This is a genomic window from Edaphobacter bradus (assembly GCF_025685645.1).
Lineage (GTDB): Bacteria > Acidobacteriota > Terriglobia > Terriglobales > Acidobacteriaceae > Edaphobacter > Edaphobacter bradus.
Genome location: NZ_JAGSYF010000002.1, coordinates 518,929 through 544,829 on the forward strand (window position 1 = coordinate 518,929; position 25,901 = coordinate 544,829).

General features: G+C 63.5%; 17 protein-coding genes. 7 read left to right on the top strand and 10 right to left on the bottom strand.

What is annotated here, in order from left to right; genetic code table 11:
- The first annotated feature begins 17 nt into the window (after positions 1-17).
- The 4 genes from OHL16_RS08250 to OHL16_RS08265 all read left to right on the top strand — a co-directional run bounded on the left by OHL16_RS08250 (position 18) and on the right by OHL16_RS08265 (position 4,074).
- Entirely contained in the window at positions 18-407 is a 390-nt protein-coding gene (locus OHL16_RS08250; protein WP_263366636.1) for a hypothetical protein, read from the top strand.
- 24 nt (positions 408-431) lie between these two features.
- Positions 432-1,430 (top strand): LOG family protein, encoded by a 999-nt coding sequence (locus OHL16_RS08255; protein ID WP_263367433.1) that lies wholly within the window; start codon positions 432-434, stop codon positions 1,428-1,430.
- 210 nt (positions 1,431-1,640) lie between these two features.
- Positions 1,641-2,810, top strand: a complete 1,170-nt coding sequence (locus OHL16_RS08260; protein WP_263366637.1) for a hypothetical protein — start codon at positions 1,641-1,643, stop codon at positions 2,808-2,810.
- A 64-nt stretch (positions 2,811-2,874) separates the two neighbouring features.
- On the top strand, positions 2,875-4,074 hold the full coding sequence (locus tag OHL16_RS08265) for a glycosyltransferase (RefSeq protein WP_263366638.1): 1,200 nt from the start codon (positions 2,875-2,877) through the stop codon (positions 4,072-4,074).
- On the opposite strand, the gene OHL16_RS08270 is transcribed toward OHL16_RS08265, so the two are convergent.
- Positions 4,071-5,357: an alpha-amylase family protein gene (locus OHL16_RS08270; RefSeq protein WP_263366639.1), complete on the bottom strand. Its 1,287-nt coding sequence runs from the start codon at positions 5,355-5,357 to the stop codon at positions 4,071-4,073. The two genes, OHL16_RS08265 and OHL16_RS08270, sit on opposite strands and share 4 nt — an antisense overlap.
- Positions 5,358-5,504: 147 nt before the next feature.
- Here OHL16_RS08270 and OHL16_RS08275 point away from each other — a divergent pair, with 147 nt between their 5' ends.
- Positions 5,505-7,061 carry a M20/M25/M40 family metallo-hydrolase gene (locus tag OHL16_RS08275; protein WP_263366640.1) on the top strand — a complete coding sequence of 519 codons (1,557 nt, stop codon included), beginning with the start codon at positions 5,505-5,507 and terminating at the stop codon, positions 7,059-7,061.
- 87 nt (positions 7,062-7,148) lie between these two features.
- Here the strand turns inward: OHL16_RS08275 and amaB are convergent, their stop codons facing one another.
- The 6 genes from amaB to OHL16_RS08305 all read right to left on the bottom strand — a co-directional run bounded on the left by amaB (position 7,149) and on the right by OHL16_RS08305 (position 19,291).
- On the bottom strand, positions 7,149-8,669 hold the full coding sequence (gene amaB, locus OHL16_RS08280) for an L-piperidine-6-carboxylate dehydrogenase (protein WP_263366641.1): 1,521 nt from the start codon (positions 8,667-8,669) through the stop codon (positions 7,149-7,151).
- A 468-nt stretch (positions 8,670-9,137) separates the two neighbouring features.
- Complete coding sequence (locus OHL16_RS08285; RefSeq protein ID WP_263366642.1) at positions 9,138-9,827, bottom strand: hypothetical protein; 690 nt, start codon at positions 9,825-9,827, stop codon at positions 9,138-9,140.
- A gap of 995 nt (positions 9,828-10,822) precedes the next feature.
- Entirely contained in the window at positions 10,823-13,759 is a 2,937-nt protein-coding gene (locus OHL16_RS08290; RefSeq protein ID WP_263366643.1) for an FAD-binding and (Fe-S)-binding domain-containing protein, read from the bottom strand.
- A gap of 49 nt (positions 13,760-13,808) precedes the next feature.
- Positions 13,809-14,837 (bottom strand): DUF1338 domain-containing protein, encoded by a 1,029-nt coding sequence (locus OHL16_RS08295; RefSeq protein ID WP_263366644.1) that lies wholly within the window; start codon positions 14,835-14,837, stop codon positions 13,809-13,811.
- A gap of 126 nt (positions 14,838-14,963) precedes the next feature.
- Positions 14,964-16,859, bottom strand: a complete 1,896-nt coding sequence (pabB, locus tag OHL16_RS08300) for an aminodeoxychorismate synthase component I (RefSeq protein ID WP_263366645.1) — start codon at positions 16,857-16,859, stop codon at positions 14,964-14,966.
- 29 nt (positions 16,860-16,888) lie between these two features.
- Positions 16,889-19,291: a glycoside hydrolase family 2 TIM barrel-domain containing protein gene (locus tag OHL16_RS08305; protein ID WP_263366646.1), complete on the bottom strand. Its 2,403-nt coding sequence runs from the start codon at positions 19,289-19,291 to the stop codon at positions 16,889-16,891.
- A gap of 155 nt (positions 19,292-19,446) precedes the next feature.
- On the opposite strand from OHL16_RS08305, the gene OHL16_RS08310 reads away from it, so the two are divergent.
- Positions 19,447-21,636, top strand: a complete 2,190-nt coding sequence (locus OHL16_RS08310) for a PKD domain-containing protein (RefSeq protein ID WP_263366647.1) — start codon at positions 19,447-19,449, stop codon at positions 21,634-21,636.
- A gap of 170 nt (positions 21,637-21,806) precedes the next feature.
- Complete coding sequence (locus OHL16_RS08315) at positions 21,807-22,784, top strand: LysR family transcriptional regulator (RefSeq protein WP_263366648.1); 978 nt, start codon at positions 21,807-21,809, stop codon at positions 22,782-22,784.
- 127 nt (positions 22,785-22,911) lie between these two features.
- Here the strand turns inward: OHL16_RS08315 and OHL16_RS08320 are convergent, their stop codons facing one another.
- The 3 genes from OHL16_RS08320 to OHL16_RS08330 form a co-directional block, all read right to left on the bottom strand.
- On the bottom strand, positions 22,912-24,126 hold the full coding sequence (locus tag OHL16_RS08320; protein ID WP_263366649.1) for a S1C family serine protease: 1,215 nt from the start codon (positions 24,124-24,126) through the stop codon (positions 22,912-22,914).
- Between the two features lie 93 nt (positions 24,127-24,219).
- Positions 24,220-24,927 (bottom strand): dephospho-CoA kinase, encoded by a 708-nt coding sequence (gene coaE / locus OHL16_RS08325; RefSeq protein ID WP_263366650.1) that lies wholly within the window; start codon positions 24,925-24,927, stop codon positions 24,220-24,222.
- A 5-nt stretch (positions 24,928-24,932) separates the two neighbouring features.
- Positions 24,933-25,868 (bottom strand): bifunctional 5,10-methylenetetrahydrofolate dehydrogenase/5,10-methenyltetrahydrofolate cyclohydrolase, encoded by a 936-nt coding sequence (locus OHL16_RS08330; RefSeq protein ID WP_263366651.1) that lies wholly within the window; start codon positions 25,866-25,868, stop codon positions 24,933-24,935.
- Positions 25,869-25,901 lie beyond the last annotated feature (33 nt).

The following is a 25,901-nucleotide window of genomic DNA, read 5'->3' on the forward strand; positions in this document are numbered from 1 at the left end:
AGCAACTCCCTAGGCACGTGAAGAAAGAGACAACGGCGAAGGGCTCTGCTACTTTCAATCAAGAGAGCTTGATGCCAGGTCAGCCACAACTCTTTCCGGATCCCTCCCCCGCCGTGTTGCCGCCACCGCAGCCGAACGGCGAGAACCCGAAGCGGATGGCGCCCGTGTGGCTTCAGCGTCTGTCGCTGTTCGTGCTGGTGCTCTTCTGCGTGTACCTGGGCGTGCTGGTGATGGTGCTGCCGTGGTGGCCGCGGGTGTGGGACCGCAACATGTTCATCCTGGCGCGGCCGTGGCTGAGCGCGATTCTGCACAACGGCGCGGTACGCGGTATCATCTCGGGTCTCGGCCTGCTGGATATCTGGATCGGCATCTCTGAGGCCGTACACTACCGCGACTATCGCGGCTAGAAGGATTGGGAGACAAGAATGACCATGGCCGAACAGACGCCCGAACACCTGGAACCCCTGGAGCCAGCCCCGCTCGCATACGAGAACATGGACTTCATCAATTCAGCCGATGGCCGCATACTGCGCATCATGGCCGAATACCAGGAGCCTATGACGCGCTTCCGCCGCGAGCGGATTCAGGACACCGTCGTCTTCTTCGGCTCGGCGCGTTTTCGCGCACTCGATGTCGCTCGCGCAGAGTTTGAGCTGCTGGAGAACACAGGCTCGACCATGCCTGCTCCAGCGGCAGAGCAACCGCCAGGACTCGAAGAGCTGGAGAGCGGCGAGGTGACCGGACAGAGGCTGCTGCGCGCCGGCGCCGCGATCGAGATGGCGGCCTACTACGAGGACGCCCGCAAGCTCGCTTTCCTGCTGGCCACGTGGGCCAAGAAGCTTCCCGGTCCTCGACAGCGCTTCGTCGTCACCTCGGGCGGTGGTCCGGGGATCATGGAAGCGGCCAACCGAGGCGCGCACGAGGCAGGAGCCAAGACGGTTGGGCTGAACATTAAATTGCCGTTTGAGCAGCAACCTAACCCGTACATCACTCCGGCGCTGAACTTCGACTTCCACTACTTCTTCATGCGCAAGTACTGGTTCGCCTACCTGGCGAAGGCGCTGATCATCTTCCCTGGTGGCTTCGGAACGCTGGACGAGATGTTCGAGGTGCTGACGCTCGTGCAGACGAGGAAGCTGGCGAAGAAGATCACAGTCGTCATCTATGGCTCGACGTACTGGAAGAGCGTGATCAACCTCGACATCCTGGCCGAGAAGGGCGCCATCGCGGTCTCGGACCTCGACCTGTTCCACTTCGCCGACACGCCAGAGGAGGCCTTCGAGATTCTGAAGAAGGGGCTGACGGAGAATCATCTTGAGTCTGAGTTTGAGCGGCGGCAGCAGCAGGCGCGGCAGAAGGAGCTCGACGCGTCACAGCCTGCGCCCAACCCCGAGGAGCTGCTGGGGCCAGACATCGCGAAGACGCGGTAGCGCCCTCGAACCGCGCACCGATATATCGTGCCAACTGCAGGGATCCGTCTTATCCATACTGATCCACGGTCGAAGTCTTTCGATGGCTCGGCTGTAACCATCTCAGTTACCACGACTTCGAAATATTGAAGCCTCATTCTTGGTGCAGTCATATGGCTTTTACAAAGGCTACCCATACTGGCCTCGCAGGTCGCCCTGCATGGAGGCCAGATGAGTCAGAGCATCTCGTACCTGTGGCGCGAGCCGGACGCCGCGAAAGGTTTTTCCGCCGGAGTCTCACTGCACAGCCATACGAACCAGTCGCAGGAGACGCTGGACTTTATCGCAGAGCTCTCGACAGACTGGGGGATTCTGCAGCCCCTGATGCGGTGGTGCGAACAGCGCAGCCATCGGCTCTCGGGCATCCGCCCCGACTACGCGCGCAGCTATTGGACTCCGCCGCTGACGCCGCGGCTGGCCTTTGACCTCGAGCGCAACCAGATCGAGAACCGGCTGCAGATGCCGGCGCTGGTCTCGCTGACCGACCACGACGACATCAATGCTCCACTGCTGCTCCGGTCGGTTCCCTCGGCGCGACACATCCCGGTCTCGCTGGAGTGGACGGTGCCGTTTCACGAGACGGCGTTCCACCTTGGCATTCACAATCTTCCCAGCGCTGCGAGCGTCGCGTGGATGGCGCGCCTGAAAGAGTTCACCGCTGCCTCTGCGGAGGAACGGACTCCCGAGCGGCTGCGCGCAATCTTCGCCGAGCTGGACGAACTTCCGAGTGTGCTGATCGTCTTCAATCATCCGCTGTGGGACCTCTACCGCGTGGGCAAGGACCGGCACGAGGTTCTGGTCAACGGGTTCCTTGCAATTTATGGGCAGTATCTCCACGCGCTTGAGTTGAACGGGCTGCGCGACTGGAAGGAGAACCGCGAGACGGCCACGCTGGCAAGCAAGTGGAACCAGCTCGTGATCAGCGGCGGCGACCGCCACGGCGTGGAGCCGAACGCCAACGTGAACCTGACGCACGCAGCCAGCTTCGCGGAGTTTGTGCATGAGGTCCGCCGCGATCGGCAGAGCCATGTGCTCTTTATGCCGCAGTACGCCGAGCCGTGGAAGCACAGGATTCTGCAGTCGACGCTGGACGCCATCCGCGACTATCCGCACTTCCCCGAGGGCTCGCGGCGCTGGGATGAGCGCGTGTACCATCCCGACGCTCGCGGAGTCATCCGGCCGCTCTCGGAGCTATGGACGACGGGACGCGCGCCGCTGTATCTGCGCGGAATCCTCAGCGGAGTTCGCCTGATGGGGGCTGCGCCGTTGTCGCGCGGTCTTCGCCTCGCCTGGTCCAATACCGGCGAGATGCGCGCGACACTTGCCAGGCAGGATGCCTGAGGCATCCTGAGCCGCCGCGGCAATTCTGTTGAGCCGCGGCGAAACGGAGGATACTCTGGAGCGGATGCGTGTGCCGCGTGTTGCCTACTTTCCGGACTCCTTCCACGAAATCAACGGCGTGGCCCACACCAGCCGCAACTTCGTCACCTATGCGCAGCGGCATGGTCTGCCGTTTCTGTGCGTGCGCGCAGGCGGGCGGGCCGATGCCTTCGAACAGTCCGGCGAACTGCGGACGCTCGAACTCGGACGCAGCCGCGCCTCCGTGCGGATGGAGAAGGACCTCGAGTTCGACGCGCTCTTCTGGCGGCACGTGGGCGCGATTCGCCGCGAGCTGAAGCGCTTTCAGCCGGACATCCTCCACATCACCGGCCCCAGCGAGCTGGGAATCTTCGGCGCATACTTCGCGTGGGAGATGAACCTTCCACTCGCCGCCTCGTGGCACACCAACGTGCACGAGTACGCTGCGCGACGGATGGCGTGGCTGACCGACCGGCTCGCAAAGCAGAGCGGCGACGCCATCGAGCGCAACATCGAGGGCGGTACCCTCTGGGCGACCTCGCGGTTCTACCGGTTGGCGAAGGTGCTCTACGCGCCGAACGAAGAGCTGTGCGCGATGCTGGAGCGCGAGACGGGAAGGCCGTGCTACCTGATGCAGCGCGGCGTCGAGACGGAGCAGTTCTCGCCTTCGCTGCGGACGCGCGCACTGACCGAGCAGACGGTTGTGCTGGGGTACGTCGGCCGGCTCTCGGTTGAGAAGAACGTCGCACTCCTGGCGAAGACAGAGCACGAGCTTGAAGCGATGGGGATCACAAACGTGCGGTTCCTGATCGTCGGACATGGCAGCGAAGAAGCCGCGATGCGCGCAACGCTGCATAAGGCTGAGTTCGCGGGAGTGCTGCGCGGCGCGGACCTCGCGCGCGCCTATGCCGATATGGACATCCTCGTCTTCCCATCGCACACCGACACCTTCGGCAACGTCGTGTTGGAGGCGCTGGCGAGCGGCGTTCCGGCGATCGTGACTCTCGACGGCGGGCCAAAGTACATCGTACGCGACGGCGTGACCGGATTCGTGAGGCCGGATGCAGGGTTCGCGGAGGCGATCGCCAGCCTGGTGCGTGACCGCGCAAGGCTGGATGCGATGCGAGCAGGCGCAAGAGAGTATGCCCTGGGCTGCAGTTGGGATGCGGTCTTCGGCCGCGTGTATGACGGCTATTGGACGGCGTTGCCCAACGCCGAGCGAACCTTCGCCGAGTCGAAGGCCTAGAAGCGAAGCTCTCCGAGATAGACCGTGAAGGGCGCAAGCGTCATGCCGTCGAGATGCATCGCTCCCATGCCGTTGTCCGAGCGCAGAAGGCTGCGCAGAAAGCTGCCGCGCAGATGCAGCCTCTGCATGTCCGCCTTCAGCGACAGCGTCACCGGCTGCGCGGAGAGATTGAAGATCACAACGACAGGCGGCGTGAGCGAAGACACCGTCTGCGGCTTGCGTACCCACACGAGGACGTCCTGGTCGTCGTGATTGAGAACAATCTGCGCGCCGGAACTGATGGCGCGGTTGGTGTGGCGCAGCGCACTCAACTGGCGATACCAATTCAGCAGTGACGCCGGATCGGCGTCTTCGAGAGCAGCATTCGGTCCGTTGGGCGAGATCGAAGGTGGTGGCGGCGGTGGCGGCTGCCCAGGCGCAGGCTTGACCTTCGGCGGCGCGTCCCAGTGGATCTCCGGAGCATCGCCTTGCGAAGGCGCGGACGCGAGACCCAGCTCCTGCCCGTAGTAGACCAGCGGCGCTGCATCGGTCGCAAACAGAATCGCGGCCAGCGTCTTCGCGATATCGATATCGTGCGTGCCGTCGCCGTAACGGCTGAAGCTGCGCGTGTAGCCGGGGCCGTCGCTGAGCACGAGCGGAATGGCGCGGCCTGCTTGCAGCAGGGCCTGCGCTGCTTCAACCCCTGGACGAACGGCGGCCGCGGTGAACTGCGGCACCGTTGCGGCGCGCGGGTCCGTGAGCAGCTCCGGCGATCCGGGGTCACGGCCCTTCTGGGAGTCGTCAGGGCCCACATCTCCCAGCAGAATGCGCTGCCCGACGACGGAGTGGATGAGCTTCTTCAGATCGGCGACCTGGTCCGGCGTGCCTCCAGGCAGATGAAAGCCGGCAACGCCGTGGTTGAGCCAGAGGCGCGCGACGGCAGGCAGATCGGGCGCGTGCGGGTCGAGCTCGAGCAGCACGCGGATGTCGCGGCTGCTGGCCTGGTGGATGAGATCGTCCAGATCGTCCATCGTGCCCAGCGCCGGGTCAATGGCGCCGGAGGTGTTCGTCAACAGGATCGCATCGACGCCCAGCGCGTGCAGGTAGTTGAGCCGCGGAGGGATGCCGCGCAGGCCTTCGGCCGAAAAGCTGCGCGGGTCGAGCTGATAGACGACAGCGCGCTTCCACCACGGCTCGGCGTTCAAGCCGGAGCCCGCCCAGCCGGGGCGAGCGAGCGTCTGGGCCGAGGCGGCGGTAGCGAGGGCAGCGATGGCGAGCAGGGCAAAGCGCCGAAGTTTCGACATGGATGAGATCATCGCACTCGATATTTTTGATGCTAACGGATTCTGCGTGAGAGAGGCGCGCACGATGAGGGCGAAGCAGCCTGTACTATTTTTGAGGGTGATCCTTTCACGACTTTCTGACCACCTTCTGATCTTCAAGGACTTGAGATGAATATAAAGCGCTGGACTGCTTTGATGACCGGGGCTGCTCTGCTTGCGGCGCAGCCCGTGTTTGCCCAGATGGGCGCTCCCGGAGAGCGACCCGCCACGATGCCTGCCGAGGCCGGGCCGCTGGCTGCGAAGTACAAGGCGGATGCGGACAGGATTCTTGCCGCCGCCGCGAACGACGACGACGGCTACGCCGCGCTGACCTACCTCTGCGACCACATCGGCAAGCGCGTGAGCGGAAGCCCGCAGCTCAACACCGCCGTGGAGTGGGGAACCGAGCTGATGCGCAAGGCCGGACTGCAAAATGTGCGCGTGCAGCCGGTGATGGTTCCGCACTGGGTCCGCGGCGAAGAGTCCGGCGCTCTGCTCTACAAGGGCGAGGCCGGGCCGATCACCAGGCCGCTGCACATGCTGGGACTCGGCATGAGCGTGGGAACGCCGAAGCAAGGCATCACCGCGCCGGTGGTCTTCGTGCACGACTTCGCTGAGTTGGACGCGCTGCCGGACGCACAGGTGAAGGGCAAGGTCGTCGTCTTCAACCCGGGTTGGCACGGCTACGGCGTCAACTCGGTCTACCGCACGGCTGGCCCGTCGCGCGCCGCGGCCAAAGGTGCGGTGGCGGTGCTGGTGCGCTCGGCCACCGGACTGGTGACCCAAATTCCGCACACCGGCACGCTGGTCTACAACGAGAAGGCGCCGAAGGTTCCCGCGGCAGCCATCTCCGCCGAAGACGCGCTGCTGATCGAGCGGCTCGCCAAGGATGGCCCGCTCGAGGTCCACCTGAAGATGGACGCGCACATGGAGCCGGACGTGAAGGCTGGCAACGTTATCGGCGAGATCGTCGGCAGCGAGCACCCGGAGAAGGTCGTCGTGCTGGGCGGCCACATCGACTCGTGGGACGTGGGCCAGGGCGCGCAGGACGACGGCTCGGGCATCATGGCGGCCTTTGAGGCTGTATCGCTGATCCACAAGCTCGGCCTGAAGCCGAAGCGGACGATCCGCCTCGTCTTCTGGGTCAACGAAGAGAACGGCGGCGCGGGTGGGCGCGCATACCGTGAGCTGGTCGGCGACAGGATCGGCGACCAGGTCGCGGCGATCGAGATGGACGGTGGCGCGGAGAAGCCGCTGGGCATGGGCTACGGCAGCTTCGGCGGCTTCGGCGGCCTGCTCCACCGCGCAACTCCGCCTGCCCCCGGAGCGCCGGCGGCAGCTCAGCGCGTGGGCTTCGACGCGCGCGCTCTCACCCCGGATGAGAGGCAGTCGTTTGCATACCTGCGGGACATCGCCGCGCTTCTGGCCCCCATCGGCGCGGACACGGTCTCGGCCGGAGGCGGCGGGTCGGACATTGCGCCCATCGTCGCCGACGGCGTTCCTTCCCTAAGCCCGCGCACAGTCGGCGAGCACTACTTCGACTGGCACCACACCGAGGCCGATACGCTCGATAAGGTCGATCCGGACTCGTTCCGGAAGAACACAGCGATGCTCTCCGTCATGGCCTACGTGCTGGCCGATATGGATGGCAGGCTCGCGGGGAAGAAATCCGCGCTGCGAGAGTGACGATGGCTCACAGGAAAGCGGCCGCCCTCAATCCTCTTCGGGCGGCCGTTTTTTCTTTGCGCGATTCTATTACCTTGCTGCGTCGCGTCAGTCGATGTTGAAGCTTACACCCTGGGCGAGCGGAAGCTCTGTGCCATAGTTGATGGTGTTGGTGGTGCGGCGCATGTACTGCTTCCAGGCGTCGGAGCCAGACTCGCGGCCGCCGCCGGTCTCCTTCTCGCCGCCGAAGGCCCCGCCGATCTCGGCGCCGGAGGTTCCGATGTTGACGTTGGCGATGCCGCAGTCGGAGCCGGTGGCTGAGAGGAAGATCTCCGCCTCGCGCATGTTGAGCGTGAAGATGGATGAGGAGAGCCCCTGCGGAACTTCGTTGTGGAGCGCGATGGCTTCGGCGAAGTCGCTGTAGCGGAGCACGTAGAGGATGGGCGCGAAGGTCTCGCGCTTGACGAAGTCGGTCTGGCGGTCGATCTCGACCAGCGCGGGGCGGACGTAGAAGGCGTTGGGACTCTTGGGCTGCGGCACGCGCTCGCCTCCGGTGACAGTGGCTCCGGCGTTGCGGGCGGCTTCTAGCGCCTGCTGCATGGCGCGGAAGGAGCGCTCGTCGATGAGCGGACCGACGAGAGTTCCCTGCTCGCGAGGATCGCCGATCGCGACGGAGCCATAGACCTTCTTGAGCTTCGCCAGCAGCGCGTCGTAGATGGAGTCGTGCACGATGAGGCGGCGCAGCGAGGTGCAGCGCTGGCCGGCGGTTCCCATCGCCGCGAAGGCGACGCCGCGGAGCGTGAGGTCGAGGTCCGCCGTGGGGGAGACGATGGCTGCGTTGTTGCCGCCAAGCTCGAGGATGGCGCGGGCGAAGCGTGCGGCCAACTTCGGACCAACCGCTCGGCCCATCGCAGTCGAGCCGGTGGCGGAGACGACCGGAACCAGCGGTGAATCGACGAGCTGCTGGCCGACTGTGGCGTCGCCGAGGAGCAGCGAGGAGAGGTTCGCGGGAACTTTGCCGAACTTTGCTTCGAATTTCTTTGCCGCGCGCTCGAAGATGGCCTGCGTGGCGAGCGCGGTGAGCGGCGTCTTCTCCGACGGCTTCCAGACGACGGAGTTGCCGCAGACCAGCGCCAGCGCGGCGTTCCACGACCAGACGGCGACGGGGAAGTTGAAGGCCGAGATGACGCCGATGACGCCGAGCGGGTGCCAGGACTCCATCATGCGATGGTCAGCGCGCTCCGACGGCATGGTGAGGCCGGCGAGCTGGCGCGAGAGGCCAGTCGCGAAGGTGCAGATGTCGATCATCTCCTGCACCTCGCCGGTGCCCTCGGAGAGGACCTTGCCTGCCTCGATGGTGACGAGGCGGCCGAGAGATTCGCGCTCGGCGCGCAGCTCTTCGCCGAGAAGACGGACGAGCTCGCCGCGCTGGGGAGCGGGGACGGTGCGCCACTCAAGAAATGCCTTGTGCGCGGCAGCGATGACGTCGGTCGGCGACTTCATGGTGGCGACCTGCGCGATGGTCTCGCCGGTGATGGGAGTCGTTACAGGCAGCTTGCCGCCGGTGTATGCGGAGGCGGGAACGCCAAATCGGTCGAGGAGCTGGGCTACTTCCTTCTGGATGGTCATGCAGCTTCAATGCTACTTGCTTTCTGTTATTTCTTTTGAGGGGCCCCCACCCCTCCCCCGGTGCAATTTCACAAGTTGCCTGTTTACAGTGAGATAGCCTGGTTTGATCAGGCTAAAATATTGCATTCAAAGGCTTTATGGGTAAAAATATTGATTTTGAAGGAGATGAGGCCGGACTTTTGCGCCCGGCCTTTCTTCTTTTTTCTCTCTGGTCTTATTTTACGGGATTGGATGGAACTGCTCTGCCACGTGGAAGTTGTTTATTTTGTGTTTGATGAGTGATTTTGGGGCTTGACATGAGATTTGCTGGGGTTTGTGAGGGTCGGGCATTCAGGGACTGGGTGAGGGACACCGAACGCCAAAGGACGCGGGGAAAGGCAGGTCCCCTTCGGGATGACAACAAGAAAAGCAAAGACAAAAGCAGTTCCCTTCGCTTCACTACGCGCCTATGCGACCTCTTCGCAAGTCCTATTGAGCGGCTGCGACAGAAGCGGCGGGGGGATGGTCCTTGACCGTGTAACCCTCAGGCGGGGAAAAGATAGCTGGGTCGGGATCACCCTGGTGAAGCTCCTCGATCTCGGTGGTTGTTCGGCCTTGTCTTGGGTCGTCATAGATCGACATCATGGTTATGGCAAGCTCTTTCGAAGTCCAGCTCTCGTTCATCACCTCCAATGGGAGCGCGTTTCCTTCTTCTCCTGTCGGAATTGTGTGAGTCGTTCTGATGCCGTCTGCCGAGACGCCTTGAAATGTGCGGCTACCAAGCTTTTCGGTCTGCCTTCCAGCCATCCATGTCGCCCGCCTGACGCGGTTGTTGGCAGCCGCGGCAGCCAGATCGGACTGCGATAGCTTTTCCGGCGGAATTAGATGGAAGATGTTCACAGTTCTTGGCGCGGTGTTGTCCAGTCTCCAATTCTCTGAAGTTCTTGTAGCTGGATCATGGACGTTGATCTGGTACGCCTGATGTGCGTGACCATCCTCTCCGACGTAACAGACTGTCGGTATCTCGGTCATCGTTTTACCAGAGGAGTCGCGGGCGACATGGTATCGAACGATGCCGTGAATGGAGTTTCCATCGCCGAGCTTCTGGTCGAACGTCCCTTTGACGATTGCACTGAACGGAGGTCCCTTCTGTCCGGAATCAATGGTAGTAACCGGCATGAATCCGAATCTTATGCAGGGCGATGAATCCTGTGCCTGCACGGGTAGGCCACTCAGAAGGAATGCAGAGACTGCGGCGAGTATTGCACACGTGAGCGAAGATCGCATGGTGTTCTCAGCTAGCCTCGGTCGAGATATTCGCAGCGGAGACAGGATACACAAACTTACGTGGGGCGGGTGCGAGCAGTTTCCACTCCCACCCTTCGCAAAGGCGCGAAGGATGGGGCACCCGGCTTTCGTTCCGTTCGGCTCATGATACGCTGCGATTTGATCCGACGCCTCTTTCAAGCTGCGGCAATTTTGGGGGGTCTGTTGGGCCGGGACAAAGACGATTCATGCTGAGCGCGAGTGCTCCATGTCCTGAAAGCGGGAGACGCAGCACACGAGCGCTGGTTCGACGAATTCCACAATTTCCACAGAATGCGCTTTTTTTCACAAGAAAAAGTGCTCAAAAAGCCCTTGATTCATGTGCGTTCCAGAGTACTATTCCTTTCACCGGAGGAGAGAGTAAACGAGGAGCTATCAACGAGGACTCGGAAGGGGATTCAGAGGACCCGCAAGGGAAATCAGAGGAACCGGATGGGAATTCAACCAAGTGAGCGGGCAACCGAGCGCAGGGAGATAGAACCGAGAGAGCTCTTGCAACGTGTGTGATAACGGAGGTGGACGGGAAAGGCGGGCTTCGGTTCGCAAGTACCGGGCAAGTCCGAGATGACAAGGCGTTGCGATCTGGTTCCGAACCGGATCTTCGAAAAATCGGAAGAAAGGGCGGTCTCTCGCAAGAGAGATCGCCCTTCGCTTTTGTGCTTCCCTTGTGTTGGCAGTTTACATTCCCACCCTTCGCAAGAAACGCGAAGGATGGGGCACCCATGCATTCGTGGTACTCGAAGCGAAATACAGGGATTCTTCCCGTTCGACTTCCCATTCGACTTCGCTCAGGGCAGGCTGCTAAGGGCAGGCTGCTGCGCTCAGAATGACAGCCGTGGGGGTATCGGTTAGTGGTCTGTTTGCGCCAGGACCTCGGCTAAGTGCTTCGGTCGAGCAGTGGTGTTCTGCGTGATCTGCTCGCAGCAGCTGAAGCCGTCGGAGACGATGATGGCTCCGGTGTTGTTCCGGACCGCGGGCAACAACACGCGCTCGCCCAGTGTCTGCGAGACCTCGTACTTGTCTTCCTCGAATCCAAATGGCCCGGCCATGCCGCAGCAGCCTGAGTCGAGCAGCTCGACCTCGGCGCCGGTGGCGCGGAGCAGCTTCATCTCGTCCTGCATTCCCATCGTTGCCTTGTGATGGCAGTGGCCGTGGACGACGATCTTCTGGTCGATCTTCGGCGGCTTGTAGTCCGGGGCGTAGCGCACGAGGAACTCGCTGAGCAGGAAGACCTGGCTGCTGAGCTTGGCGGCGCGCGGGTCGTTGGGAAGAAGGTTCGTCAGCTCGTCGCGGAAGACCGAGGCGCAGCTCGGCTCAAGCACGACGATGGGGGTTCCGGCGGCAAGCTGCGGCGTGAGCGCGTCGAGCACCTTGAGGAGATACTTCTTCGCCGTGTCGAGCATCCCGAAGTCATACAGCGGACGGCCGCAGCAGAGATGCTGGTTGGTCGTGGAGACACGGAAGCCCGCGCCGGTCAGGACCTGGTGTGCGGCGCGCATCGTCACCGGGTGGAAGTAGTTATTGAAAGTGTCGGCCCAGAGAAAGACCTCGGGAGCTTCTTTCGCCGTTGAGCCGCGGCGCTCGGGGTAATGGCGCGGGTCCGCGGCGACGCGGCGGTCGGGAGTGAACGCCCTGGCGAAGCGCGGGAAGGTGCGGTTGGGGTGGATGTGCAGCAGCGACTTGAGGACGCTGCGGATGACCGGCGCGTTGTTGATGAAGTTGACGAGGCCCGGAGCGTACGACGCGAGCTGTGCCCAGCGGTCGATGCGCCCGAAGGCGTAGTGCGCGAGCGGGCGCGATTTGCCTTCGTAGTGGTGGGCGAGGAACTCGGCCTTGTACGTGGCCATGTCCACGCTGACCGGGCACTCGCTCTTGCAGGCCTTGCAGGAGAGGCACAGGTCGAGCGCCTCTCGGACCTGCTCGTTCTTCCACTGGTCAGGGAGGACCTCTTCCTGCATCAGCTCCCAGAGCATGTGCGCGCGGCCGCGTGTGGAGTGCAGCTCCTCGTTGGTGGCCATGTAGCTGGGGCACATGGTTCCGGCGTCTTTTTTGCGGCAGGCTCCGACGCCGACGCAGCGCAGCGTGGCCTGCGCGAAGGAGCCGCTGTCCTCGGCGAAGGCGAAGTGCGTCTTCGGCTGCCACGGCTTGTAGTCGGCGCCGAGGCGGAGGTCTTCGTGCGGCTCATGCGCATCGATGAGCTTGTTGGGATTCATGCGGCCAGTGGGGTCCCATATGCGCTTGAAGGCACGGAACGCCTCCATCAGCTCCGGGCCGAACATCTTAGGCAGCAGCGCGCCTCGGGCCTGTCCGTCGCCGTGCTCGCCGGAGATTGAGCCGCCGTGCGCCATCGCGATGTCGGTGGCGCGGTCCATGAACTCGCGGAACTTGAGGATGCCCTCAGACGTCTCGAGATCGAAGCTGAGCCGCATGTGCACACAGCCCTGGCCGAAGTGGCCGTACATGGGGCTGTGGTAGTCGAACTCCTTCATGAGCGCGTACAGATGGCGCAGGTAGGAGCCGAGCTGCGTGGGATCGACGGCGGCGTCCTCCCAGCCCTCCCAGCCGGTCTTGCGGCCGGGGACAAAGGCTGTGGCGCCGAGGCCGGACTCGCGGACCGTCCAGACGCGGTGCGCCTCTTCGTGGTTGTAGATGCGCGGCACGGCGACGCTCTTGATGGCAAGCGCGAAGCTGCGGGCGCGGTCGTCGGCCTCCTGCTGGGTGGCTCCGCCGAACTCGACGAGGAGGAAGCCTTCGCCCTCGGGCAGCAGCGCGATGTCGTCGAGCGCCTTGTGCTTGCGGCGCAGGGAATCGAGCAGAAGGCCGTCCAGGCCCTCAAGCCCGATGGGCTTGTGCGTGAGGATGAGCGGCACGTGGTCCGCCGCGAGGAAGACGTCCGCGAAGCCTACACCGACCAGCGTGCGGAACTGCGGACTCTGGACGAGGTTGAGCGTCGCGCCGAGGATAACGGCGCAGGTGCCTTCGCTGCCCACGAGTGCGCGGGCGACGTTGAAGTGGTTCTCCGGCAGCAGCTCGTCGAGGTTGTAGCCGGAGACGCGGCGCGGAATGTTCGGAAAGCGCGCGCGGACGAGGTCGGCGTAGGTGTCGCGGATGCGCTTCAGCTCGGCGTAGATCTCGCCGACGCGGCCGCCGGCGGCGATGCGCTGCGCGAGTTCCTCGTCACTGGTGGGCCCGACGGTGAGCCGGGTTCCGTCGTAGAGCAGCAGGTCGAGCGACTGAATGTTATCGACCGTCTTGCCTCCCATCAGCGCGTGAACGCCGCAGGAGTTATTGCCGATCATGCCGCCGATGGTGCAGCGGCTGTGCGTCGCGGGGTCGGGCGCGTAGGTGAGGGCGAACTTCTCCGCCGCCTCGCGCACGCGGTCAAGCACGATGCCCGGCTGCACATGGACGGTGTGCGACGCCGGATCGACGGGGCCCATCTTGTTCATGTACTTCGAGAAATCGAGGATAACGGCGAAGTTGCAGCCCTGACCGGCGAGCGAGGTGCCGCCTCCGCGCGAGAGCAGCGGCGCTTCGTAGCGGCGGCAAATTTCAACCGTGGCGACGACGTCGTCCTCGTCGAGCGGAATGACGACGCCGATGGGAACGTGGCGGTAGTTGGAGGCGTCGGTGGCGTACAGAGCGCGGGAGCCCGCGTCAAAACGAACCTCTCCACGAACCTTCTGCCGCAGTTCCTGCTCAATCTGCGGTGCAGCGGGAAAGGTCTCGCTCGCACGAACGTGCGAGCTGGGGAGGAGAACAAAAGGCGATGTCGTCGTGGACATAGATCGAACGTACTCTCTGCAATCAAGACTACCAGTGGACGGCGAAACGCTATTTTGCGTTCGCCGTCATCTTGAAGATGGCCTGCGCGTTCGAGCTGTCGAAGCTGAGGTCGAGCGCGCGCTTGCCGTCCTTTTCAGGCAATGGAAGGCGCGTGATGAACTCATAGAACGAGCCCGGGACCTCCTTTTCAATCCTGGTACCGTCGCCGCAGCGGAAACCGCGCAGCACACGCGCGGCGTGGAAGGCTGTCTGGCGGACGCGGCCGGACTGCGAGGTTTCAACGGCTTCCTTCATGGGCTGGCCCAGCGCCTTCTGCTCGGCAGAGAGCTTGTCCACGTCAGGGACGCGGTCGGTGGCGTGGTTGAAGGCATTGCCCTCAGTGGAGATCCAGGCCATCTCAGGCGACTCGGCCAGCAGCGTCTCGTAGTCAACGATCCCAGGCTCGGCGTGTTGGCGGTCGAAGACCTTGACCAGCACCGGAAGCAGCTCCGCGCTCTCGTCGAGGCTCAGCGAGCGGTTGCTCTGAAGCTTCTCGAGCAGCGCGTTCGCCTCTGGGGTGAGCGGATCGACCGAGGTGGACGTCACGCGCTGCACAGCCTGCTGAAAGTTTGGCGAGAAGCGCTCGGGGTGCAGCTCGCTGATGAAAAATTGCGCGATGTCCTCGGGGTAATCGACCTGCGCGTGCGACCGGCCCGTCATGCGCAGCCGCTCCAGCGGGTAGACGCCGTTGAGCGCGTAGCCGAGCGGCCGCAGGATGCGCGTGATCGCCTCCTGTCCGGCGGGGAGTTCCCCCATGTGCTCCAGCGCGACCGTGCGGACGGCGCCGTGGTCGTGCATCACGGTGTTGCCCTTGCTGAGACAGTGCTCGACATAGGTCTTTGCAGCGGGCACACGCTCGAGAAGCTCCTCGAAGAGCAGCATGTTCAACGCCTGCGCGAGGACGGCGCGCGAGACCTCAGGGCCGCCGGCGGCAACCAGGTCCGGATGAACGACGAGGACCTGAAAGAGTTTGCCGGTCCGCTCCGGCCCGATGATCTTCTCAAGAAGCTTCTGCAAAATTCCTGTCTCAGACGTCATAACTTCACTCCCCTGCTGCAGTCTACAAAAGTCCAACACAAACCAATCATCATGCTCAATAAATCACGAGCATGTAAATACTAATCAACAAACCTCTGGATTGGCTTGCTCCCACCTGCGGCCTCTTCAACCGGTGTCTGAATTGCGGGATTTGGATGCTCCACGAACCAAAGACTTTACGCGCCTCATTCCGCGCAGCGCGTTACACAGATAGACGGCGTCGGCGGACTCAAGGTCAGCAATGGTCAGGACCCGCTCCTCGGCCCGAGGGTTCGTCTCCAGCACCAGCCGACGGTAGACCCCGGGCAGGACGCCCGAGGCGAGCGGAGGCGTCAGCAGCCGGCCTCCGCTCTCGAGAAAGAGATTGCTGATGGCTCCCTCGGTGAGTTCGCCGCGCTCGTTGAGGAAGATCACTTCGTCGACGCCCGCGGCCTGCGCCTCGGCAAAACTGCGGTCGTAGAGCTCGCGGTGGGTCGTCTTGTGACGCAGAAAGACGTCGTTCGAGCGCGTGTGCTTGTCTGCGATCTGCACTGTGATCGGCGCCGCGTCCGGCACGAACGCAGCGGCAGTCACGCTGAGCTCGCCCGATGCAGCGAGGCGCAGGCGAAGGCGATGGCCCTCCCCTGCAGGCAAACCGCGCGTCGTCTCGTCGATGCGGGTCTTCGCGGCGTCGCTGTCGAAGACGAAGCCGAAGTAGCGCGCGGATGCCTCCAGCCGGTCAAGATGCAGGCTGAGCAACGGGACGCCGGTGCCATCCCACCACATGGTTTCGATGAGCTGGAAGTCGTGGCGTGCACGCGTGAGGAAGCTCGCCTTCAGCAGGCACTCGCGATACTCGTCTTCGGCGGCGGAGTCGGCGACGATGCCGCCGCCTACGCCCATGTGCGCGACGCCATCCTTCAGCACGAGCGTGCGGATAGCAACGTTGAACGCTGCTGAGCCATCGGGCGCGATGTGGCCGATCGAGCCCGTGTAGACGCCGCGAGGACTGCTCTCCAGCTCGCGAATGATTTCCATCGTACGGATCTTCGGCGCGCCGGTGATCGAGCCGCTGGGGAAGAGGCTGCGGAAGATCTCGTACCAGGTGAGGCCCGGCCGCAGTGTGCCCGAGACTGTCGAGGTCATCTGCAGCAGTGTCGCGTAGCGCTCCACCGTGAAGATATCCTCAACCCGCACGCTGCCCGCCGCGCAGACGCGCCCAAGGTCGTTGCGCAGCAGATCGACGATCATGATGTGCTCGCTGCAGTTCTTCTCGTCGCTGGCCAGCCGCTGCGCCGCCAGTTCGTCGTCGTGGAGATCGAGCCCACGCGGCATCGTTCCCTTCATGGGCCGAGTCGCGATGCGGCGACCTGCCACGCTGTTGTCGATGCGAAAAAACAGCTCCGGCGAGTGCGAGAGAATGTGGTGCCCCGCGACGTTGAGCAGCGCGCTGTACGAGACCGGCTGCGCGGCCGAGAGCGCGGAAAAGGCCTGAGAGGCTGAGTGCGAAGTGTACGCCGTCACCGAATCGGTGAAGTTGACCTGGTAGGTGTCGCCGGCCTCGATGTAGCGCTTGATGCGCTCGATCTTTGGGCTGTACTCGTCCTCTGTGATGGCCAGCTCTGCGTTCGCGGCAAAGGCGGCGGGTATCGGCTCCGGCGCCGGGGCATGGGAGAGGTCAGGCGCGGGGCCTTCGAAGCGTCCGCTGGAATGATCGAAGACGAAGGGCTGTACATAGGCGCCGAACCATGCGAGCGGAAGCTGCGGCAGCAGCGGAGGTTCGTTGAAGCGTTCGAAGTGATAGCCGCACTCATAGCTGAGGTATCCGGCGACGTGAAGGCCCTGCACGAGAGCCCATTCGATACGGCGAAAGAGGTCGGGGATGTCGTCGAGGCTATGCGCAGCGAAGACTTCGACCGGGTTTACGAAGAGATAGCTGCGCTGGTTCTCCGCGTCGAAGCGCGACGTCTCGAGCAGAACAGAGCCCCGCGTTGAGGCGGCGAGCGTGCGCACCTGCTTCGGAAGCTGGGTCCAGTGATTCAAGCTGCCTCCGTTTCAGGCCGGGCGCGCGGCTAAACGTGCTCCGGCGGCGCGCTGGTCAGCGTGATCTCGACGGTCTGCGAGCCGAGTCGGGGGTGTGTCGCAGTGAGCCGCACTGTGCCTGCCTGCTCCTTCGCGCGAATCCACACCGCGGCCCTTCCACCGACGAGCGCAAAGGGGTTGTCGCCGATCAACTCGGCCGGGCCTTCGAGCTTCAGCACGATGGCATCGTTCGCGTAAGGCCGCACGGCTCCGAACTCGTCGGTCACGCGCATGACGACCCGGGTCGTATCAGCGCCATCGGCCGCGAGCGTCAGGTCATCGGCCACCAGCGCAAACTTGCGGTCGGCCCCGCTGCCGGAAAGAGACCTCGACGCAACGAGCTTGCCGTTGAGGTAGCCGTCGATGCGCAGATCGCCCCAGCCGCGGAGTATGTCTGAGTCATGCTTCGTGCGGTCGAAGATGAACGGCGGATAGGCGAGATGCTCGAACTCCGTGCGGTCGGGATCAAGCTCGACCAGCGGCAGCCACGGATTGCTCTCCAGGCTCTTTTCGCGGACGAAGAGCTTCAGGTGATCGCAGTTGGAGCAGATGACTGCCTTCGTGAAATTCGTCGACTCGTCGCTGTTGGCCCAGTGGAACGCGGGCTCGAGCACGATCTCCTTCGCGGGATCGCACTGCGACTTGTAGAACCCCGCGGCGGGCTTCAGTTCGCGGAAGATGTCGATGACGCCGTGGTAGCAGATGCGGTCGCCCGCGCCGAAGTTCGCATGCGTGTTGTAGTCGAACGCACACCAGCCGATGCCGCCTGCATACTGTGGGTCGGAGGCGAGCTGGTTGTGGATGCGCGCGTGCCGCAGCGTGTGCTCGCGCTGGCGCTCGTCGTCGTCGGTGGTCTTGGTCGGGTAGGTGTGGCCGACGAACTCCGTGTTGAGATAGCGCGGATGGTTCGGCTTCTTCAGCGGAAAACCGAAGTCGTTCATGGTGAAGACGTCTTCGAGGAACTCCGACTCTTGGAAGTAGCGGATACCACCTGTCTGCCGCGTAGGATCGAGCAGATGCGCGAGCGCGTTGGTGCGCGTGTAGAAATCGTGGTCGTCGCGCGACTCATTGATGCGCACCCCCCACAGGATGATAGAAGGATGGTTCCAGTCGCGGCGAATCATGCGGCCGACGTTGTCGATCGAGATCTGCTTCCACGGTTCCGGGCCGATGTGCTGCCAGCCGGGAATCTCCTCGAGCACCAGCAGGCCGATCTCGTCGCAGCAGTCGAGGAAGTGCCGCGACTGCGGGTAGTGCGAGGTGCGGACGATGTTGCAGTGCAGGTCCTCGCGCAGAATCTTCGCGTCCTTGCGCTGGACGCGCCCAGGCATCGCCTGGCCGACGAACGGGAAGGTCTGGTGACGGTCGAGTCCGCGCAGCTTGACGATCTTTCCGTTGAGCGAGAAGCCGTGATCGGTAAAGACAGCCTCGCGGAAGCCGATGCGCCGCGTGTCCTCATCGACGACGCGGCCTGATTCGAGCAGGCGCACGTGCACGGTGTAGAGGTGCGGGCTGTCGAGGTCCCACAACTGAATTCCTTCAAGCCCCTCGAACGATACGGTCTGCCGCGCAGGATCGGTCTTGGTTTCAGCAGAGTTATAGACGGGGGCGGAGGTCGCTGGGTTCGCTCCTGCATTCGGATCAGCCGCACCGGTGTAGCTCGCGGCGTGCGACGTCTTCGCGACGACGCGGTCGCCATCACGAAGCTCGGCTTCGATCGTCAGCCCTGCAGACGGCGCGCCCGCGAGGAAGCAATCGACATCGAGCGCGGTCTTGCCGCTGAGAACATCGCGAGTGCGCGCGAAGATGTTATCGATGTACGTCGCAGGCACGATGCGCAGCGAGACCTCGCGATAGATGCCGCCGAAGGTGAGGTAGTCGATCTGGTAGCCGAAGGGAGGAATGTCGTCACGCTCGGTGGAGTCCACCTGCACGACAAGAACGTTCTCGCCGCTGGCGCGGAGGTGCGGCGTCAGCTCGAATGAAAACGGCGTGAAGCCGCCCTTGTACTCGCCCAGCGAGACGCCGTTGATCCAGACGGTCGAGGCCGTCATCACGCCTTCGAAGTCAACAAAGACGCGCCTTCCCTGCGCCTCGGCCGGCGTCTTGAAGCGGCGGCGATAGGTCGAGACGAACTCGTAGGTCTTGTCGTCGAAGTTATGCCACGGCAGTTTGACGTTGGTGTGAGGAACGACAACGCGCTCGAAAGAGGCATCGTCGAAGTCAACCGCGTGCGCGCCCTCGACCTTCGACGGGTGATAGCGCCAGCCGCGATTGAGCGGAAGAATTGTGCGGCCAGTGGCAGAGTTCGTTGCAGCCAGGGCAGGAACGCCGGGAAGCGCGCTCGCAGCCAGAAGTGTGCTCGTCGTCTTGAGGAAGTCGCGTCGGTCCATGGATTCGATTGTTTTGATTTGAGGCGTCGTCGATCTGCTCCATCGTATTCGCAGTGCCGCAGATTTGCCACTCATTTACCATGCACCGCGTCCCTGGACGCAGCGTGCTACTGTAGTCACGCAGAGCGCTTCAAGAGCAGGAGGAGCGGTTCATCGTGCAGCGCGGCGCATTCTCGGTCAGAGGGCTCCTTCCCTTCGTCGCAGCATCGCTCCGGCTTGTCGCAATGGCCGCGCTTCTGCCACAGGAAATCGCCGCTCAGGCATTGCCCGCGGAGATCTCTACGACGCACTTCCTCATCACAGTCAACGGTCAGCCGGTTGACGTTGCGCACGCCGCGGCGAACTACTACTTCGTGAACTTCGACGTAGCGAAATCCACGCAGATCTCCATCACGGCGGAGACAGACGACTACTGGGCGCGCGGCGTTGAGGTGCAGCCCTGGCGGCTCGGCATCCGTCCGGCGCGCAAGGGGAAGACCATCACGTTCCGGCTCGATCACCCGGCCAAGCTCTCCATCACGCGGCCCGGCGACTACCTCGACGGCGCGGAGATGCTCTTCCTCTTCGCCAACAAGCCGGAGACGAACCCGCCCGCTGCCGCCGCGCCGGGGCTGCGCTACTACGGGCCGGGACTGCACCATGAGAACATCGACGCGAAGAGCGGCGACAACATCTACCTCGCCCCGGGCGCCGTCATCCTCGGCAGCCTCAACCTGTGGGGTGTCGAGAACGTCCGCGTCTTCGGTCGCGGCATCATCCTATACGACGGCCCCCAGAAACCGGACGACGACGATGGCTGGATTCACCTGCCCAACTGGCACGCCATCGTGATGGACAACGCGCACCACATCTCCATCGAGGGCATTACCTGCGTCGTGCGCAGCCGCACCTGGATGATCCAGATGAAGGACTCGCGCGACATTCTCTTCGACAACGTCAAGGTCGTCGGCGGCAGCACGAGCAACGCCAACCAGGACGGCATGGACTGGCTCGGCGGAGGCGACACCATCGTCAGCGACAGCTTCTTCCGCGCCGCCGACGACGTCTTCGCGATGCAGGGCAACTGGGAGGGCTACAGCCCCGAAGCCATGTCCATCCCCGGACACCTGGTCAGCAACATCCTCATCGAAGACAGCGTGCTCTCCACCAGCATCTCGAACGTCGTGCGCGCAGCGTGGCCGCACAAGAGCTTCGAAAGCCACACCTTTGAGATGCGCAACACAGACGTGCTCCACATGGGCCTCGGCGGCTGCGGGGTGCCGTTCGCGCTGCTGGAGATCTGGGCCGACCCCGGAGGCACAGGGCACCCCTCGGGCTTCACGTTCAACAACATCCGCATGGACGACTGGTACTCGCTGGTGCAACTCCACCAGCCTTCGCCCTCGATCAGCGACGTCTACCTCCGCGACATCTTTGCGCTCGAATCGCCCTCGCTCGTTCCGTCCGTCTTCAAGGGCAGCGTGTCAGGCGTCACCTTCGACAACGTAACGCTCGCGAACAAACTCGTCGAGAAGGCTGAGGACGTTCCGCTGGAGCTCGAGTCCGGAGCTTCGGCTCCAACCTTCAACAAAGTGAAGGGCCCGCACGCCGCCTTCATTTACTCGCGTGGGCTCATCGCTCCGCATCGCGCCGTGCACTTCGACGCAAGTACATCGCGGGCCGGCGACGCGAAGATCGTCTCCTACCTCTGGAGCTTCGGCGATGGAACGCACGCCCGCGGCAGAAGCGTAAAGCATGCATTCCCAGACGACGAAGGAACCCTCCTGGATCGCTCCGGGCGCTTCCGCGTTTTGCTTGAGACCATTGACGAGAACGGCCGCGTGAGCTGGGCCTACGAGCCCATCGTCGTCGCAGACTCGCTGCAACACGCTGCCGCAGTTGTGAAGACCGAACCCGGCCTGAGCTACAGCTACTTCGAGGGCGCACAGCTCACGCTTGCAAATCTCGTGCAGAAAAGCGAAGTCTACTTAGGCTTCAGCGATCAGTTGAGCACCACCATGCGCCACCGCGCCGGGGACTACGGTTTAGTGTTCGAGGGCTTCCTCGATGTGCCCGCCGACGGTGGGTACACCTTCACGCTGCTCTCGAACGATGCAGGCAGCATCAAGATCGACTCCGCTCCCGTCGCGACGAGCCCCGCGCCGTGGCCGCAGGTCTGCGGCTCGGAGGGCAACGCGGTTCAGCCGACAAAAGGAAGCATCGCTCTGCGTGCAGGCAAACATCGCATTCACGTTGCGATGACGCACAGCACGGGAGAGGACGGCTTCGCTGTGCTGTGGCAGGGGCCGGGGATCGAGCTCGCGCCGATTCCGGCCACCGCGCTCTCGCACAGTGCTATCCGCTAAAAGCGGTTTTCGTTGACAAATCCGCAGCAGGTTTTACTATGACGTTACGGCTGCGTTAAACCACGCCGTTTCCAGCCGCTCCAAACCCTACGCCCACAACTCAATAGCATCTTCACTTTGCTTGTCATCAGCCCGCAGCAGAGCACCCTGGTTTTTACGCCGAGGCCCTCATGTTGGACTTTCGAATCAGGCAATTGCAGTGTTTTTTGACGCTTTCGGATCTGCTTAACTACGGCAAGACGGCCCGCGCGCTTTACATGAGCCAACCGACGATCACCTTCCAGATCAAGTCGCTGGAAGAGGCTTTCGGCGTCAAGCTCTTCAAGCGCGACCGCCAGCAGGTGCGCCTCACCGACGCCGGCGTCGCCTTCCGCGAGTACGCCCAGAGCATCATGGACACCGTTGACGCGGCGCAGGACTGCCTCAGCGGCCTGCACACGCGGCTGCGCCTCCACATAAGCTGTGGCCCGGTTGGGCAGTTCATCCTTCTCCCCGCCGTCATTCGCACGCTCGCCGCCGATTATCCCGAGTTCGACCTCGAAGTCACCGAGCTGACCACCGAGCAGATGATGGCACGCCTGCCCGAGGGCAAGATCGATGCGCTCCTCATGGTCGGCTCGCTTCCCATTAAAGGCATGCGCTTCGACCCCATCTGCCAGGAGCCGCTGGTCGGCATCGTCTCGCGCCTAAGCCCGCTCGCCACGCGGCGCGCCATCTCGGTGGAGGACCTGCGCAGCACCCCCATCATCGCCTCGCGCCTCAAGGACTGCCGCTTTCATCAGCCCTTTCTGCACAACCTGCTTGCGCCCTTCGGCATCACGCCGCGCATCATCGAGTCGCCGCAGTCGTGCTCGGTGCAGTTCGCCTACGCCGCAGCAGGCGAGGGCGTTGCGATTTCCACCGCCTCCATGGCCACCTGCGGATTCCCGCACGTCACGGTCTTGCCCTTCGCCGAACGCCTCGCTGAGTTCCAGCTCGGGCTCGTCTCCATGCAGAGCAACGAGTCCCCTGCCCTCAAGGTCTTCCGCAAGGTCGTGATGAGCTGCGCACGCGCCACGCTCGCCGGTCGCGACAAATCCAGCTTCTTCCCCGCGCACGCGCCGCAACCCGCGCCGCTCCCCTTCGTCGACCGCTGCGAAGCCAGCTAGGCCGTATTCTGATCTCTTCTAGAGAGTGTCATCCTGAGCGAAGCCTCTCGCGGCCTTATCGCGAGAGGCGCAGTCGAAGGACCTGCGGTTTGCCCATGGCACCACTGATTTTCAGGGAGAAATCGCCCTACGTTCGCTGTCCGAGCTGCCCCTGCTGATTCTTCGCGTCGCCCAGCTTCACCTGCACGTCCATGCGGCGCTGCCCGCGGAAGATCGTCACCGTCACCGTATCGCCCGCGCGGTGCGAGTTCATCGCCGCCGAGAGGTCCTGCGGGCTCGCGATCTCCTGCCCATCCATCCCCACAATCAGGTCGCCGCCCAGCATCACCGGAGTGTTCCCCTGGTATGCGCGCTGCGTTCCGCCATGCAGGCCGGCCTTCTCCGCCGCGCCGCCCGGCAGCACGCGCTCGATCAGAATCCCGTAGTCGGCCGGCAGGCCAATCTGCTCCGCGATGTCCGGCCCGATCGGCAGCGTCACAACGTCGAGCGAAGGCCGCCGAACGTATCCATACTTTGCAAAGTCGTCGAGCACTGCCTTCGCGGTGTTGATCGGAATCGCAAACCCGATTCCCGAGCTCTGGTCGGCACCATTGTTGGCGATCAGCGTCGTGACCCCGATGACTTCGCCCTTCGAGTTCAGCAGCGGACCGCCCGAGTTGCCGGGATTGATAGCTGCGTCGGTCTGAATCGCGTCCTCGATTGGGTTGCCCTGTGGTCCGCGGATCGACCGGATCGCCGAGATGATGCCGCGCGTCATCGTTCCCTGCAGCCCGAATGGGTTGCCGATCGCATACACGCGCTGGCCCACCACCAGGCCGTTCGACTCGGACAGCGTCGCCGGAACCAGGTTCGGCGCCGTGATCTTCAGCAGCGCCAGGTCATGGTTCTTGTCCACGCCTAGGACCTGCGCCTTGTACGTGTGCTTGTCAGCGAGCTTCACCTCGACGCGCTGCGCGTTGTCGATGACGTGGTTGTTCGTCAGGATCAAGCCGTCCTTATTGAGGATGAACCCCGATCCCTGGCCCTGCTGCGGAACCGGCCCGTAGAAGAAGTCGAACGCCACCGCCGTCGAGGTAATGTTCACCACCGAAGGCAGCGCCTTCTTGTAGACCGCGATGTTCTGCTGCTCCTCTGTGTCGTACGCCGGGGCCGCATCGGCCTGCGTCAGCTCAAGGCTGCCCATCGGCTCGCTCAACGTCGAAGTCTTCGCACCCGACGCGCTCGAGACCCCCATCGCGTGATGCAGCCACGGGCCCGCCGATCCCGTCGCCGCCACGTGAGTCGTCACGTAGTAGAAGCCACCCAGAAGAAGCAAAACAAGCAGAACAGGACGCAGTTTCATGACGAACCTGGAACTCCTTCGCCGCCCGCAGCGTGCCGGAAAAGGCAGCGAGCGAATATCTCTCTTAATTGTATCGAGTTTGACCTGAATTCATCAGTTCGAGACTGGCCCAAATCCGGCCTCTCGGAGATGTCCGGCCTCGGCCGCAAACCGCAGCACCGGCCATAACTGCTCTATCTGCAACTCCAGGTCCTCCGCCGGCCCGTCGTTCTCCAACACAAAGTCCGAGAGCGGAATCTTCTCTTCATCGGGAATCTGCCGCGCCAGCCGCTGCCGCGCTTCGGCCTCAAACTCGGCGCGACGCTCCGGACTCAGTGCATCCCCGCCGACGCGCTGCACATAGCGCCCGACCTTCACCGCCTCCGATGCCGTCACGAGGATGATGCAATCGAACCGGCTCCGCCACGGTTCTCCCGTCTCGCCCTCGGCATCGCCATGCTTTGTCTCGAACACCAGCGCCGACTCCACTATCACCACCGCCGCCGGCTCCTTCGCACCGATCTCCCGCGCCATCTTCGCCTGCCGCGCAATCACCGCCGGATGCACAATCGCGTTCAGCTCCTCGACGCGGCCCTCCTCAAAGGAGATCCGCGCCAGCGCCTTGCGATCCAGCTCTCCGCTCTCCGCAACCACGCTCTTGCCGAAGTGCTCGACGATGGCCTTGTAGACCGCCTCGCCCGGCCGCATCATCTCACGGCCGATCTCATCGGCTGCCAGCACATGCGCCCCGCGCGCAGCAAACAGGCGAGCAGCCGTCGACTTCCCGCTGCCCAGCCCGCCCGTGAGCCCGACGCGCAGCATCCCGGCTACTTCTCCATCGCGATGCCGCGGCGCAGCTTCGCCGCCTTCACCGTGTTGTGCATCAGCATGGCAATCGTCAGCGCGCCCACGCCACCCGGAACCGGCGTGTATGCGCCCGCAATCTCAAACGCCTTCGGATGAATATCTCCCACGACCACCGAGCCGCGCTTTGCAAATGTCGCCTCACGCGCCGGATCACTGTCGAAGAACTCCTTCACCTCCGCAGCATCGGTCACGCGGTTGATCCCCACGTCGATCAGCGTCGCGCCCGGCTTCACCATCTCCGGAGTCACGAAGCCCGCGCGGCCGATCGCCGCCACGAGCAAGTCTGCCTCGCGGGTGATCTTCGGCAGATCGCGCGTCTTGCTGTGGCAGACCGTCACCGTCGCCGAAGCGTTCAGCAGCATCATCGCCGCCGGCTTGCCCACAATGTCCGACCGCCCCACGACCACCGCGTTCTGCCCTGCAATCGGCAGATTGCTTCGCTTCAGAATCTCGATGATCCCCGCCGGCGTGCATGGAGCCAGCCCCGGCTGCCCGGCCTGCAGCCTTCCCGCGTTCACCGGGTGGAAGCCGTCCACATCCTTATCGGGCGAGACAGCCTCCAGCAGCCGCTTCGTGTCCACATGCTTCGGCAGCGGAAGCTGGATGAGGATGCCGTCAATCTCCGGCCTCGCATTCAGCTCTGCCACCAGCGCCAGCATCTCGTCGGTCGTGATGCTCTCCGGCGGAGTCAGCATCTCGCTGTAGATTCCCAGCTCGCCGCAGGTCTTCACCTTGCTGCGAACGTAAATCTCCGACGCGGGAACATGCCCCACCAGAATCACAGCCAGCCCGGGAACAACTCCCTTGCCCGCCAGCTCCTTCACCTCAAGGGCCACCTCGGCCTTGATCGCCGAGGCAATCGCAACACCATCTAACAAGCGCGGAACATTCTTCATACCACTCTCAATGGTATCGTGCCGCCGCAAACC

Coding starts and splice junctions, on each gene's coding strand:
- OHL16_RS08255 (WP_263367433.1), top strand. CDS start 432: ATGGCCGAACAGACGCCCGAACACCTGGAACCCCTGGAGCCAGCCCCG.
- OHL16_RS08260 (WP_263366637.1), top strand. CDS start 1,641: ATGAGTCAGAGCATCTCGTACCTGTGGCGCGAGCCGGACGCCGCGAAA.
- OHL16_RS08265 (WP_263366638.1), top strand. CDS start 2,875: ATGCGTGTGCCGCGTGTTGCCTACTTTCCGGACTCCTTCCACGAAATC.
- OHL16_RS08270 (WP_263366639.1), bottom strand. CDS start 5,357: ATGTCGAAACTTCGGCGCTTTGCCCTGCTCGCCATCGCTGCCCTCGCT.
- OHL16_RS08275 (WP_263366640.1), top strand. CDS start 5,505: ATGAATATAAAGCGCTGGACTGCTTTGATGACCGGGGCTGCTCTGCTT.
- amaB (WP_263366641.1), bottom strand. CDS start 8,669: ATGACCATCCAGAAGGAAGTAGCCCAGCTCCTCGACCGATTTGGCGTT.
- OHL16_RS08285 (WP_263366642.1), bottom strand. CDS start 9,827: ATGCCGGTTACTACCATTGATTCCGGACAGAAGGGACCTCCGTTCAGT.
- OHL16_RS08290 (WP_263366643.1), bottom strand. CDS start 13,759: ATGTCCACGACGACATCGCCTTTTGTTCTCCTCCCCAGCTCGCACGTT.
- OHL16_RS08295 (WP_263366644.1), bottom strand. CDS start 14,837: ATGACGTCTGAGACAGGAATTTTGCAGAAGCTTCTTGAGAAGATCATC.
- OHL16_RS08305 (WP_263366646.1), bottom strand. CDS start 19,291: ATGGACCGACGCGACTTCCTCAAGACGACGAGCACACTTCTGGCTGCG.
- OHL16_RS08315 (WP_263366648.1), top strand. CDS start 21,807: ATGTTGGACTTTCGAATCAGGCAATTGCAGTGTTTTTTGACGCTTTCG.
- OHL16_RS08320 (WP_263366649.1), bottom strand. CDS start 24,126: ATGAAACTGCGTCCTGTTCTGCTTGTTTTGCTTCTTCTGGGTGGCTTC.
- coaE (WP_263366650.1), bottom strand. CDS start 24,927: ATGCTGCGCGTCGGGCTCACGGGCGGGCTGGGCAGCGGGAAGTCGACG.
- OHL16_RS08330 (WP_263366651.1), bottom strand. CDS start 25,868: ATGAAGAATGTTCCGCGCTTGTTAGATGGTGTTGCGATTGCCTCGGCG.